Below are 13963 nucleotides of genomic sequence, written 5' to 3'. Positions count from 1 at the left end.
GCAGGTTATGATTCAATCGGATTTCTGACATACGATGGAGATCACGATGGCCTGGACTGAAACCGCTCGCCGACAGTATGAGCGTCGCAATTCGCGTTATGCAAGCGATTTAACGGATGCGGAATGGTCTGTGCTCGAACCGCTGATGCCTTTGCCACGACATCTCGGTCGCCCTCGAAAGACAAACCTGCGAGAAGTGGTGAACGCGCTTCTTTATATAGCTTCTTCGGGCGGTGCGTGGCGGCTTTTGCCTACTGAATTCCCACCATTCTCCACGGTGCAGAAATATTTCTACCGCTGGAGAGATGATGGCATGCTGCGGACCATCAACAACACACTTGTGATGATTGCGCGTGAACAGGCCGACAAGCAGCCCAGCCCCACGGCTGGTGTGATCGATAGCCAGTCGGTGAAAACCACGGAAAGCGGCGGAATACGAGGTTTTGATGCGGGGAAGAAGATCAACGGTCGCAAACGTCATATTGTGGTTGATACTCTCGGCCTGATGGTTGGTCTCGTGATCCATTCTGCGGGCATTCAGGACAGAGACGGCGCGCCGGATGTCTTGAAAACCATTCTCAAACGTTGGCCGTGGTTGCGGCATATCTTTGCTGACGGCGGATACGCAGGACCAAAGCTCAAAGGCAGGCTGGAAAAGGTCGGGAGGTTTACACTGGAAATCGTCAAGCGGTCTGATCGCGCTGAAGGTTTCCAACTACTCCCGCGTCGATGGGTTGTCGAACGCACATTTGCATGGCTGGGACGGTGTCGCAGACTGACCAAGGACTTCGAGAAAACCATCGCTTCCTCTGAAGCGTGGATCTACATCGCAAATATCCGCTTCCTCACCCGAAGGATCGCAAGAGCCTGATATCGTTACGTTCATTATGATTCAGGCTCTTAAATAAGATAATATTACATTCAAAACTATTTTGATTATCAAAATAATTTAATTGTAAATAGTATATTATTCGGGTTACCTTAGTAACTTTTAAGTATATTTTGTGGAGAGTCGATGTTCTTATCCAAGAGAAGTTCGATTACTTTCATCCGGATGGATGCTTCCTCGACCGTAACTGCCCGATGTTGGACGGTACGATTAGGCTTCGTACTCAGTCCCTATTGCAATAGCAGCACGCGCTTGCTTAATTGCAAAAATGGCGTTTACCCTGCGGCAGTTACAATACTTCATCGCTGTGGCCGAACAGGGGTCTGTGACCCGTGCGGCGCAGAAGCTATCCATTTCCCAGTCATCCGTCACGGAAGCCGTCAAAGAACTTGAGACGGACCTGAATGTCGAGCTTTTCGAACGACACCCTCGCGGCCTAACCGTCACGCATAACGGTCATCAGTTTTTGCGCCACGCGACGAAAATTCTGGCAGATGTATCGGACGCCCGCCGCTCCTTCACGGACAATCGCATTCAGGAAAAGGGTAAACTCAATCTCGGCGTCACCTCGCTCGTCGCGGGTTATGTGCTGTCGGAACTGCTTGCCCGCTATCGCCGGGCTTTTCCCAGCGTTGAAATCAGCGCCATCGAGGATAATGGTTCCTATCTTGAACATCTTCTGGTCGGTGGTGAACTGGACGTCGCCGTGATGGTTATCTCCAATCTTCGCGACCGGATGGCCTTGCACGCGGAAATTCTCGAAACTTCGCCTTATCGATTGTGGTTGCCGCTCGGCCATCCGCTTGTCCCGACGGACAGCATTTCGGTAAGCGACATCGCGAAAGAGCCGCTGATCATGCTGACAGTGGATGAAATCGAGGAAAATACCGGCAAGCTACTTGCCGCTCTAGGTGCCCGGCCACATGTGGCTTTCCGGACGCGCTCCGTAGAGGCTGTCCGCAGCCTTGTCGCCACTGGCGCAGGCGTGGCGCTCCTCCCCGATCTGGTCTATCGCCCATGGTCGCTGGAAGGTGACCGGATTGAAAGCCGTGATGTCTCCGGATCACTGCCTGTCGTGCAGATCGGCATGGCTTGGCGCAAGGGATCGAGCCTGCCACAATCCGCACGAGACTTTATCGGCATTGCCGAAGCTGCCCGTTCCGGCAGATTGCGCTAGTCTTCGATATCGGAAAAACCGATATCAGCTTTTCGATAAATGAATTTGCGAAAGGCGAGGTTTAAGCACACCATCCGCTCTGGGAACAAAATCACTGAATGTGAAAAAACGGGAGTGGTCGATGAAAAAGATTCTGCAATCCTGTACCGCTTTGATGGCTGTTGCGAGCTTTGCGACGCAGGCCATCGCCGCCGAACCGCTGAAAGCGATCGGCGAAGGTGAAGGTGCGCTGAGTATCGTGGCCTGGGCAGGCTATATTGAACGCGGCGAGACCGACAAGAACTACGACTGGGTTACGGATTTCGAGAAGGAAACCGGCTGCAAGGTCAGTGTGAAGACCGCCGCCACTTCCGATGAAATGGTGGCGCTGATGAATGAAGGCGGCTTCGACCTGGTCACCGCTTCCGGCGACGCCTCGCTTCGTCTCGTGGCTGGAAAGCGTGTGCAGCCGATCAATACCGACCTTATCCCAAGCTGGAAGACGGTAGACGAACGGCTGCAAAATGCGCCGTGGTTTACCGTCAAGGACGTGCACTACGGCGTGCCCTATCTCTGGGGGCCGAATGTGCTGATGTATAACACCGATGTTTTCAAGGACGAAGCGCCGAAGAGCTGGAACGTGGTGTTCGAGGAACAGACCCTGCCGGATGGCAAGTCCAACAAGGGCCGGGTGCAGGCTTATGATGGGCCGATCTATATCGCTGACGCTGCCCTTTATCTCATGAAGCACAAGCCGGAACTCGGTATCAAGAATCCTTACGAGCTTAACGAAGACCAGTACAAGGCTGCGCTCGACCTCCTGCGTGGACAGCGGAAGCTCGTCAGCCGTTATTGGCATGACGCCATGATACAGATCGACGATTTCAAGAATGAAGGCGTGGTGGCTTCCGGCTCATGGCCATTTCAGGTCAACCTGTTGAAGTCGGAAAACGCCAAGATCGGCTCGACGTTTCCGGAGGAAGGTGCGACCGGCTGGGCCGACACCACCATGCTGCACGTAGACAGCGAGCACCCCAATTGTGCCTATAAGTGGTTCGAGCATTCGCTAAAACCGAAAGTTCAGGGCGATGCCGCAGCCTGGTTCGGCGCTGTACCGTCCGTTCCGGCAGCTTGCAAGGGTAATGCGCTCCTGACCGATGCAGGCTGCGCGACCAATGGCTTCGACAATTTCGCGAAGATCAGCTTTTGGCGTACGCCGACAGCCAAATGCGAAAGCCAGGGGGAATGCGTGCCCTATCATCGCTGGGTATCCGATTATATCGGCGTCATCGGCGGTCGCTGACATTGACCATCGTAAGCTCAAAGATCGCCTTTCCTTCGGTTGAAGGAAGGGATCGGGAAGACGTATCCGCTCCGCATGATGGATAGAACCATGACAGCAGCAGTTCGTTTTGAAAATGTGAGCCGTTACTTCGGCGAGGTCCGTGCCGTCGATCACGTCAATCTGGCCATCGCGTCCGGTGAATTCTTTGCCATGCTCGGCCCTTCCGGTTCCGGCAAGACAACCTGCTTGCGGTTGATCGCAGGTTTTGAACAGCCGACCGATGGTAGAATAGAGATTTTCGGCGAAAGTGCCGGCGGCGTGCCGCCCTATCGTCGGAACGTCAACACGGTCTTTCAGGACTATGCGCTGTTTCCGCATCTCAGCATTCTTGACAATGTGGCCTATGGGTTGATGGTGCGGGGCGCCGGAAAGGCCGAACGACATCGCGAAGCCGAAGAAATGCTGGAGCTGGTCAAGCTGCCCGGCTATGGCGCACGCAAGCCCAGCCAGCTTTCCGGTGGACAACGTCAGCGTGTCGCGCTGGCTCGCGCCCTCGTCAATAGACCCAAAGTGCTGCTCCTCGACGAGCCACTCGGCGCCCTCGACCTCAAACTGCGCGAACAGATGCAAGAAGAGCTGAAGAGCCTGCAAAAGGCGCTTGGTATCACCTTTGTTTTCGTGACCCACGATCAGGGCGAGGCGCTGTCCATGGCGGACCGTATTGCTGTCTTCAACAATGGTCGTATCGTTCAAGCCGGAACACCGCAGGAAATATATAACCGCCCGCAAACCCGGTTTGTCGCCGATTTTGTCGGCTCTTCCAATGTCGTTGCGCCTGAAGTTATGGCCGCATTCGGCGGGGAACGGCGTTGGGCAAGCCTTCGGCCGGAATCCATTCGCATTGCAGACAAGAACGACAAGGTCGGAGTAGCAGCGCGGATCGAAACCGCCAGCTTCCTTGGGTCCGCTACACGTCTCGGTGTGGAAGCCGAAGGCGCCAGGCTGCACGTCATGCTGCCTGCCGGCGCAACTGTCCCCGAGACCGGATCGGATATCCGCATCGTGTGGACTCCGGGTGACGTTCATTACATGGATCAGACAGCATGACTGGCGCGCAGGCTTCCACACTCGCAAACTCCGGGTCAAATCCGGCGTCCATCTTGCCGCAGCGCGGTGGGATGTTTGGTCGCCTCTCGGACCTTTTCTGGCGTCGTCCGGGGCTGCTCCTGTTTCTCATGATCACGCCGCCGCTTCTGTGGCTGGGCATCATCTATATAGGCTCGCTGATAGCGCTTCTCTTGCAGAGCTTCTTTTCGGTCGATGATTTCTCCGGTCTGATCGACTATAATTTCACGCTCGCCACTTATGCTCAGCTGCTAAATTCTGCCAATCTCGACATCATCATCCGCACCGTCCTCATGGCTGCGCTGGTCACGGTCGCCTCGGCATTCGTCGCCTTTCCCATCGCCTATTATGCCGCCCGCTATGCACGCGGACGCTGGAAGGCGCTGTTCTATCTCGGCATCATGTTGCCGCTCTGGTCGAGCTATCTGGTCAAGGTCTATGCGTGGAAGCTGATCCTCGCCAAGGAAGGCATCCTGACCTGGATATTCGCAAAGCTGCATTTGTCCTGGCTACTCGACGGCATTCTGTCCGTGCCGGTCATAGGCGGTAATTCACTGTCGGTCAGCTATCTCGGCACGTTCATCGTCTTCGTCTATATCTGGCTGCCCTATATGATCTTGCCGACACAGGCCGCGCTGGAGCGTGTGCTGGGCAATCTGGTGGAAGCTTCCTCCGATCTCGGTGCAACGTCGGCGCAGACTTTCCGAACCGTGCTCATGCCGCTCGCCATGCCGGGCATCATTGCAGGATCGATCTTCACCTTTTCGCTGACGCTCGGCGACTACATCATTCCGCAGATCATTGGTTCGTCGCGCCTGTTCATCGGACAGGCCGTCTATACACAGCAGGGAACGGCAGGCAATGTGCCGCTGGCGGCTGCCTTCTCCGTCGTGCCGATCGTCATCATGGCCATCTATTTGTGGATCGCCAAGAAACAGGGGGCTTTCGATGCGCTCTGATCGCAACAACCGCGCTTCCTTCGGATTGAAGCTTGCTGCCGGACTGGGCCTCGCCTTCCTGCATCTGCCGATCTTGCTCATCTTCGTCTATGCCTTCACGACGGAAGAGAAGAGCTATCAATGGCCGCCGCCGGGCTTTACGCTGCAATGGTTCGCAGTGACATGGAATCGTGCCGATGTGTGGTCGTCGCTTGCGCTCTCTTTGCAGGTCGCCACAATTGCGACCTTGATCGCGCTGGTGCTCGGAACGCTGTGCGCAGCAGCTGTCAGTCGGACGCATTTCTTTGGGCGTGAAAGCATTTCGCTGTTGGTCATCCTGCCTATCGCACTGCCCGGTGTTGTAACCGGCATCGCATTGCGCTCGGCCTTTTCGCTATTCGATATTCCTTTTTCGATGTGGACCATCGTGCTCGGTCACGCAACCTTCTGCGTGGTGGTCGTCTACAACAATGCCGTGGCCCGCTTCCGACGCACTTCCGGTTCGCTGATCGAAGCCTCGATGGACCTTGGCGCCAACGGGTTCCAGACGTTCCGCTATGTGATCCTGCCGAATATCGGAACAGCTTTGCTTGCAGGCGGCATGCTCGCATTCGCACTTTCCTTCGACGAGGTGATCGTCACCACATTTACCGGCGGCCAGCAGATGACCCTGCCGATCTGGATGCTTCAGGAACTGATCCGGCCACGCCAACGCCCCGTCACCAATGTGGTGGCCATGGTGGTGGTTCTGGTGACCTTCCTGCCCATCCTCGTCGCCTACTATCTCACCCGCGATGGCGATCAGGTCGCCGGTCATGGGAAATGACAAAAGGGAGAACGTCATGAACACCGAAATGCTGATTGGCTCGCGCTTTGAAGCTGGCACGGAGACAGAGGAAAAAGTCCTTAATCCCAAGACCGGCGAGACAGTTCTCAAGCTGCCCGAGGCCTCGTTAGGACAGATCGACGCCGCAGTCACCGCCGCGGACAAGGCATTCAAGGCCTGGTCACGCACCACACCCGCCGAACGTTCCAATCATCTTCTCAAAATTGCCGATGCGATTGAGCGGGACGCGGAAGCGTTTGCCACGCTGGAAGCGCTCAATTGCGGCAAGCCGATCAATGCTGTCATCAATGACGAGATCCCGGCCATCGTGGATTGTTATCGCTTCTTTGCAGGCGCGGTGCGTAATCTTCATGGACCGCTTGCCGCCGAATATATCCCGAACCACACATCGATGATCCGTCGTGATCCGGTCGGCATTGTCGGCTCCATCGCTCCTTGGAATTATCCTTTGATGATGATGGCATGGAAACTGGCACCGGCCATTGCGGGCGGCAATACGGTGGTTTTCAAACCGTCGGAACAGACACCGCTGACCGCGCTGAAAATGGCCAAGCTGTTGGCGGAAATTCTGCCGGAGGGCGTCGTCAATGTCGTTCTGGGGCGAGGCGAAACCGTCGGCAACGCGCTGATCAACCATCCACGTATCGACATGGTGTCGATCACCGGTGATGTCGCCACCGGCAAGAAGGTCTTGCAGGCCGCGGCCAAGACCGTGAAGCGCACTCATCTGGAGCTTGGCGGCAAGGCGCCGGTCATTGTTTTCGACGATGCGGACATCGAAGCTGTCGTCAACGGTATTCGCACTTTCGGCTATTACAATGCCGGACAGGACTGCACAGCTGCCTGCCGCATCTATGCCGATGCACGCATCTACGACCGTTTCGTCGCTGACTTGTCATCTGCCGTTTCCAGCATCCGCTACAATCTGGACGATGACAGCCAGAATGAGATCGGACCGCTCATTTCCCGCCGACAGCGTGACCGCGTTGAAAGTTTTGTGGCCCGCGCTCGCGAGCATAAGCATATCGAGGTGACCGCGGGTGGTAATACGTCTGGTGCCAATGGCTTCTTCTTCGAACCGACCGTCATTGCAGGTGCATTGCAGGAAGACGAAATCGTGCGACGCGAGGTATTCGGACCAGTCGTATCGGTGACGCGCTTCAGCGATGTCGATGAAGCTGTGCAATGGGCCAACGACAGTGATTACGGCCTTGCCTCGTCAGTCTGGACCAAGGATGTCAGCAAGGGAATGCAGACCGCCGCCCGTCTGCAATATGGCTGTACGTGGATCAACACCCATTTCATGCTGACAAACGAGATGCCACATGGCGGCCTGAAACAATCGGGCTACGGCAAGGACATGTCGATTTACGCACTGGAAGATTACACGACCGTGCGTCATGTCATGATAGCTCATTAGAGGGCATCTCGAAAAGTGTGAGCATTTTTCGGAACAAGATGCACGCCAAGACAAACAGTTAGAACGCCGATCTGATTCAATCAGATCGGCGTTCTATTTCGCACCGCAGATGTATTGTTCCGTCGCTATTCAAACTTGAAGCTCGTCAAACAAGGCTGACATAAAATATGGAAGCGTCTACGATCATTCATCAATATTGTTGAACGATATATTCCATGTTAGAACTTGTCCGTCATGGAACACGCGGTCGCGTATCGTGACGATCCAAACGCAAGAGAACGACAGAGCGCTTCATGAAGATAAATTCGATCACGCCGCGGCCCGCCGATGCCGCTGCTCGCATGGCCGTTAAACCAGTGATCTGTTATCCGGTCGATACGCTGCCGCCCCCTGATCTCGATGCTTATCGCTGCCTTCGTGACAAACTTGTTCTTGTCGAACGCATCACCGTGCAGCCGAGGGATGCGGAGTGTTGGTCCGTTCCTGCCGGCCATTTTTGCCGTATTCTGTGCAGCGAGGGGCCGCAGGTCGGGGACCTCAATCTGTTCAATGCGGACGATCTCAACGAGAAATTCTATAGCGGCAAGACGCGCGCGCTCAACGGAACCCATGTGGGGCTGGGAGACCAGCTGTTCTCCAGTTTTCCTTACTTGCGTCCGATGGCCACCATCACTCACGACAGTCTCGACTGGTATGGTTTCGACGAATTTGGCGGCGCGGTGCATGATGTGATCGGTACGCGTTGCGATCCTTATACCAATAATCTTCTGAGCCATGGCGGGCAGTACCATCATTGCTGCCACTCCAATCTCACGCGCGCTTTTGCGAACCAGACAGGCAAGCCGCTGCACGAGGCCGAAACCTATATTCACGACGTGCTCAACGTGTTCATGTGCACGGGCTTCACCCGGGATACGGGACAATATTTCATGAAGGCAAGCCCTGTCCGACCGGGCGACTATCTGGAGTTCTTTGCCGAGATCAATCTTCTTGGCTGTCTGTCGGCCTGTCCGGGAGGCGACTGTTCTGCGGAACATTCTTCCGATGCTGCTACCTGTCATCCAATGGTGGTGGAGGTTTACAAGCCGGAGCGTCTGCCTGAAGGCTGGGCACCGCCTGCTCCCAACGGATATGATCGGACGCACGGTCTCTAAGTTGGGAAAAGACCAACAAAAAAACGCCGCGATCAATCGCGGCGTCTTCTTTCGATTGCCGACAACCCGATTTTTCAGTCGGCAGGAGCATAGCTCCCATCTTCTCGGTGCACCTCATTGCCTGCCAGCGGTGGCGTGAAAACGCAGACCAGCACGAGGTCGCCCTTGGTGGCGCGCAGGATGTGCGGGTCGTTTTCGTTCAGGGCATAGATCGTACCGGGGCGGATTGGAAACACGTCGCCACTCTGCTTGTGCTCGACTTCGCCTTCGCCCGAAATGCAATAATTGGTTTCGAAGTGGTTTTTGTAATGCAGGTGCAGCTCTGCACCTTCCTTGACGCGGGTTTCGTGGACCGAATGGCCCATACCGTCGTCACGCACGATCATGCGGCGGCTTTCCCAGCCGGGTCCAGAAGCGTCACGCGCGGTACCGGCGATTTCGTCGGATGTCACGACAATCATGTTATTCTCCTCATGTCAGGGTCAGAAAGGCTATTAAAACTTGGCGGCCAGCGGCTCGAGTACTTCTGCGATGGCAAGCAGCGTCTCGTCTTCGCCGCGCAGTCCGGTCAGCATGAGACCGGCGGGGTGTTTGCCCATCGGCAGCGAGATGCTGGGCAGATCAAGACGATTGGCGAATTCCGTCAGCGAGAATGCGCGCCGGTTGAGCGCCAGATAGGTTTCCTCGTCTGCAAGCGTGACCAAAGCGGGCGGTAGCATGGGAACGGTCGGCAGAATGAAACCATCAAAACCTTCGATTTCCGCGTCGAACTGCTCACGGCAGGCAGTAAGGGCGTTCAATGCATTCACATAGAGATAGGCGGGGTTTTCTCGACCTTTTTGAATGCGCGTTCCGACCAAGGGATCGTAACTGTCGAAATCGAAGGCGAGCCGCTCGCGATGAAGCGCATAAGCCTCGGCGCCGATCATCCCGCCATCGACGGCAATCCTAGCACTCTCGATCAGGCTTGGAAGTTCGATATCCCGGATGACAATTTCTGCCGCTTCCAGAGCGGACCGGCAGGCACCGAAAAGCTTCTCGATAGTTCCGTCGAGGGGGGCTTCCGAAAGCAGACGGGGAATTGCCAGTCTTATCCGCTTTGAGCGTGGAAGTTTCCTTGCTGGGATGCTGGTTGCTACATCGTCGATCAGGCGACAATGGGCGACCGAGGTGCTGATGATCCCCGGCACATCAAAGCTTGTAGACAACCAGTGCATTCCGCTGGTTTCGTAGCGTCCGCGGCTTGGTTTGAAGCCCACCACGCCACAGAAAGCCGCGGGAATGCGCGCTGAGCCGCTGGTATCGGAGCAGACGGCGAAATCGCTATATCCTAGTGCGACTGCCACCGCTGCACCGGAACTAGAGCCGCCAGCGATTGCTTCCTGGGTAGGGTCGAGCGGTGTGCGCGGCGTCCCGAAATGCGTGTTGACCCCCAGCGCGCCATAAGCAAATTCGGTCATGTTTGTCTGGGCGAGCAATGTCGCACCGCCCATACGGAGCCTGCGCACCAGAACAGCGCTTGTGAGAGCGGGAACAGCCCCTTGCAGCGCTTTCGAACCGCAGCTTGTCACCCAGCCTTCTGTGTCGAAGCAGGCCTTGACCGTCATCGTCAGACCAGCGAGAGGTGCGAGTTCATGATTACTTTCGCTAAGTTCCTGCCAATGGCTGAGCTCAATGCGAGCCGCCTCGAACCGCCGGTTGAGAAAAATCTCTCGTGCATCCCAGTCACGCGCCGCATAGTCGGCCAGCGCCAGGTCAAGCTTTTCAACCCAGTTGCAAGGCATGGCATTCCCCAATCCGGATTTGTCTTGCGGATCGTGTTTCATAAAGCGTGTCCCGTTGGTGCAATCGGCTGTGATCAGTTCCGGACCAGTGCCGTCAGCATTTTTTCTGAATTCGCCAGATAGTTCTCAAGCTGGTCGGCCGCGGCTTCGCAGTTCCCCACTGCAATGAGGCGACAGATTTCGGCTTCTCTTTTCAACCATGGCTCATGAAAAGCCTGTTCGTTGCCGGTGACGAAAACCAGACGCAGCTGGGTCACAAGCAGAGAGAACATCTGATCGAAGATAGGGCTCCCATGCAACGACACTATTTCCTGGTGAAAGAGAAGGCTCTGGCGGGCTACCGCCGTCCAGTCTGCGCGGGCGGTCGCATCACTCTCGTTGTGGATCACCTCGTTGAGCCTTTCCAGCCAGTGCGAAGGAACCGAGGTTCGCCCCCGGAGCGCACCAAGTTCAACGACCCGACGCACCACGAAGATGTCGCCAATGTCCTTTTCCGTCAGCCTTTTCACACGGACGCTCTTGTTCGGCTCCTGCGAAACCAGTCCTTGCTGGCGTAGAAGCTGCATGGCTTCGCGCAAGGTGTTGCGCGAGACGTCGTAGACATTGATAAGTTCGGCTTCGATCAGGCTCGTGCCGCTCAACAGACGGCCTTTGAGAATGTCGTCGCGTATGGCATTGGCCACACGAATGAATGCGGGATCGCGAAGGGTGGCTGGCTGGTTCATGTGTCAGACCGTCATATTCTTCAGGAAAGGTTTCAACTGCGGATAGATTCCGGATTTGAGTTTATCCGGCGTATCGTCGCAGACGACCTTGCCCGCGTCCATAAAGAGAATTCTGTCGGAGACCTCGAAAGCAAAGTTCATTTCGTGGGTGACGATGACCATCGTCACGCCTTCGCTTGCAAGAGACCGGATAACGCCCAGTACTTCTTCAACGGTTTCTGGGTCCAGCGCCGAAGTGGGTTCATCGAACAAAACGATACTCGGCGACATCATCAGGGCGCGAGCAATTGCAACTCGCTGCTGCTGGCCACCGGAAAGCTGGTGCGGATATTTTCCCGCGTGAGCTGCCATGCCCACCTTGCTCAGATAATGAAACGCTTGCCGCTCAAGGTCGGCTCGCGCACCGATCTTGTGATACAAAGGCGCGAGGAGCATGTTTTCAAGCACAGTCTTGTGATTGAAAAGATTGAAGCTCTGGAACACCATGCCGACATCGCGGATTAGCGAGACATCTTCCCGGAAGACATGTTTGCCTGATTGTGTCACTTCTGCCGAGATGAAGGGCGAGCCGTGCAGTTTTACTTTACCGGCATCGAGACGTTCCAGTCCGTTGAGCAGGCGAATGAAGGTCGTCTTGCCTGAGCCAGAACGACCGATGATGGAGATCACCTCACCGGATTTCACCGTCAGGCTGACGCCCTTCAACACCTCATGCGAACCATAGGCCTTGCGCAGTCCGGTTGCTTCCAGGGCAACGGTGTCGGATTGCTGGGATTTGCCTTGGGCGCGATCAACGGGAGCTTCAGTGCCGGACAGTTTTGCCGAAACCTCCTGCGGCGACAAGGTGCGTGCCTTCTGACCGCGTCGTATCACATCCGAGCGCCGCTCCAGCAAAGTAAGACCGCGATCGAACAGCGTGACGACGAGGACGTAGAAGAAGGCAACAACGGTGAGCGTCTCGAGGACCAGAAAATTCTGCGTATAGAGCCGCTGGCCAACAAGCAGGATTTCGGCAAGCGAGATGACCGAAACCAGAGAAGTGAGTTTGACGATAGTGACAAGTTCGTTCGACATTGCGGGCAAGGAAACCCGGATTGCCTGTGGAATGACGATCAGACGCTGAATGCCAAAGAAGCTCAGACCCAGCGCACGCCCGGCCTCGATCTGGCCTTTGTGAATAGCGAGCAATCCACCCCGATGGATTTCTGCCATATAGGCGGTTTCACTGATGACAAGTGCGATCAGGCCAGCCGCGAAAGCATTTGACAGGAGCGTGCGAAGAACCGGAAAGACCTGCGGCAGGCTGTAGATGAAAATCAGCAGCACCAGAAGCGGAAGGCTGCGGAAGAACCAGATATAGGCCCGCGCGGGACCGTTGATCACCGACCAGGATGATTGCTTTGCCAGTGCCAGACCGAAGCCAGCAATCGCCGCCAGAAGCCAGCTCAGCAGGCTGAGCTTGATCACAACCCAGCTCGCCTCCCAGAAATCCCGGTCTGCAAGCAGACCGAGCGCGTAATGCCAATCGTAGTTCAAGCGAAGCCTCCCGTTTCGGCAATGCAGAGGGAAATGGGGCCAGTCCGGTCCGCCCCAATCCCGGTTTATCGAGCTGTGGAAACGACTTCTTTGATCTCATCGTCGGTGACGGGTTCCATGCGATAGGCTTTGACGAGCGCGTCATAAGAACCATTCTTTCGCATCTGGGCGAAAGCATCGTTCATGGCATTGAAAAGCTCTTTGTTCTGGGGTGTGGTAGCGATGCCCACCATGATCGGATAGATGAGCGCCCCGGACGTAACGGCATATTCGTCAGGAAACTTTTTCAGCAGTTCGGCGGCGACAACATTATCCATGAATTCTACGTCGACCGAGCCGCTGCGCAATGCCTGTGTGACCTGGGCATCCGTGTCGAACTCCCGGGTCTCGATGGCGCCGAGATTATTCTTGACGCAGTAATCTTCCGAGAGTGCCTTCAACTTCGGAAGCCACGACGCGCCCTGCATCGATCCGATGACCTTGCCGCAAAGCTCTTTTTCATTCGAAGGGCGATATTTGGCGTCTTTCAGTACGAGCAGGGAAGACCCGGCCTTGATGTACGGGATGAAATTGAGAATCTTCTGCCGCTCCGGTGTCACATAAAGCGCCGATGCGATGACGTCGAAATGGTTGGCGCGTGCACCGGTGATGAGGCTGGTGAAGCGCGTGTCCTTGAACTCTGCAGCAAGCCCGAGTTGCTTTGCGATGCCTTCCATCAGTTCAACGTCGAACCCGGCCGGTTTGCCTTCTTTCATGTACACGAAGGGGGGATATGTCAGATCGGAACCAACCGACAGCGTGTTTTCCTTCACGGTCTGAGGTGCGGCTGCGGCTCCATGCGGCACCAACGCGACGACGGCAAAAGCGGCGGCCAGCAAGGCTGATTTCAGTTCAGTCACGCGTATTGAGATTGTCGGAGCAGGCATATCGTTCCCTTTTTTGTTCAATAATATTGTTGAACAATTAAAAGATGGGCCGTGCGATGTCAATATGTCTTCACGCGGAGGCGATGAAGACACGTATGCTCGTCTCTTCTGACGCAGTTAAGGGTATCGGATGTTCAACGTTGGGAACTGGCTTCTAAAACGGGTCTTTGCAAGCTTT

13 protein-coding genes are annotated in these 13963 nt (G+C 55.7%); 8 read left to right on the top strand and 5 right to left on the bottom strand.

The genetic code is table 11. From position 1 onward, the window contains the following. The first annotated feature begins 46 nt into the window (after nt 1-46). From AAE521_RS24150 to AAE521_RS24115, 8 genes are all read left to right on the top strand, one after another. Nucleotides 47-871 carry an IS5 family transposase gene (locus tag AAE521_RS24150; protein WP_342060385.1) on the top strand — a complete coding sequence of 275 codons (825 nt, stop codon included), beginning with the start codon at nt 47-49 and terminating at the stop codon, nt 869-871. A gap of 286 nt (nt 872-1157) precedes the next feature. Next, nucleotides 1158-2066, top strand: a complete 909-nt coding sequence (locus tag AAE521_RS24145) for a LysR family transcriptional regulator (RefSeq protein WP_071633234.1) — start codon at nt 1158-1160, stop codon at nt 2064-2066. Nucleotides 2067-2187: 121 nt separating this feature from the next. Further along, nucleotides 2188-3348 carry an ABC transporter substrate-binding protein gene (locus AAE521_RS24140; RefSeq protein ID WP_071633235.1) on the top strand — a complete coding sequence of 387 codons (1161 nt, stop codon included), beginning with the start codon at nt 2188-2190 and terminating at the stop codon, nt 3346-3348. Between the two features lie 90 nt (nt 3349-3438). After that, nucleotides 3439-4437: an ABC transporter ATP-binding protein gene (locus AAE521_RS24135; protein ID WP_342062769.1), complete on the top strand. Its 999-nt coding sequence runs from the start codon at nt 3439-3441 to the stop codon at nt 4435-4437. After that, on the top strand, nt 4434-5414 hold the full coding sequence (locus AAE521_RS24130; RefSeq protein WP_342062768.1) for an ABC transporter permease: 981 nt from the start codon (nt 4434-4436) through the stop codon (nt 5412-5414). The genes AAE521_RS24135 and AAE521_RS24130 overlap by 4 nt, the downstream gene beginning before the upstream one ends. Next, nucleotides 5404-6219 (top strand): ABC transporter permease, encoded by an 816-nt coding sequence (locus AAE521_RS24125; protein WP_071633237.1) that lies wholly within the window; start codon nt 5404-5406, stop codon nt 6217-6219. Before AAE521_RS24130 ends, AAE521_RS24125 begins: the two co-directional genes overlap by 11 nt. Nucleotides 6220-6235: 16 nt before the next feature. Then, a complete protein-coding gene (locus AAE521_RS24120; protein ID WP_342062767.1) occupies nt 6236-7660 on the top strand; it encodes a gamma-aminobutyraldehyde dehydrogenase in 1425 nt (474 codons plus the stop codon). Nucleotides 7661-7953: 293 nt separating this feature from the next. Further along, nucleotides 7954-8814: an urea carboxylase-associated family protein gene (locus tag AAE521_RS24115; RefSeq protein WP_342062766.1), complete on the top strand. Its 861-nt coding sequence runs from the start codon at nt 7954-7956 to the stop codon at nt 8812-8814. A gap of 74 nt (nt 8815-8888) precedes the next feature. On the opposite strand, the gene AAE521_RS24110 is transcribed toward AAE521_RS24115, so the two are convergent. The 5 genes from AAE521_RS24110 to AAE521_RS24090 form a co-directional block, all read right to left on the bottom strand. Continuing rightward, nucleotides 8889-9275 (bottom strand): ectoine synthase, encoded by a 387-nt coding sequence (locus AAE521_RS24110; RefSeq protein ID WP_071633240.1) that lies wholly within the window; start codon nt 9273-9275, stop codon nt 8889-8891. Nucleotides 9276-9308: 33 nt separating this feature from the next. Further along, complete coding sequence (locus AAE521_RS24105) at nt 9309-10640, bottom strand: amidase (RefSeq protein WP_342062765.1); 1332 nt, start codon at nt 10638-10640, stop codon at nt 9309-9311. 32 nt (nt 10641-10672) lie between these two features. After that, entirely contained in the window at nt 10673-11323 is a 651-nt protein-coding gene (locus AAE521_RS24100) for a GntR family transcriptional regulator (RefSeq protein ID WP_342062764.1), read from the bottom strand. Nucleotides 11324-11326: 3 nt separating this feature from the next. Then, nucleotides 11327-12859 (bottom strand): amino acid ABC transporter permease/ATP-binding protein, encoded by a 1533-nt coding sequence (locus AAE521_RS24095; RefSeq protein ID WP_342062763.1) that lies wholly within the window; start codon nt 12857-12859, stop codon nt 11327-11329. A gap of 65 nt (nt 12860-12924) precedes the next feature. Beyond that, complete coding sequence (locus tag AAE521_RS24090) at nt 12925-13785, bottom strand: ABC transporter substrate-binding protein (RefSeq protein WP_342062762.1); 861 nt, start codon at nt 13783-13785, stop codon at nt 12925-12927. Between the last annotated feature and the right edge of the window lie 178 nt (nt 13786-13963).

It is taken from the genome of Brucella cytisi, assembly GCF_038433355.1.
Classification (GTDB): domain Bacteria; phylum Pseudomonadota; class Alphaproteobacteria; order Rhizobiales; family Rhizobiaceae; genus Brucella; species Brucella cytisi.
The sequence above is the reverse complement of the archived record's forward strand: the minus strand, read 5'-3'. Positions and strand labels throughout refer to the sequence as shown.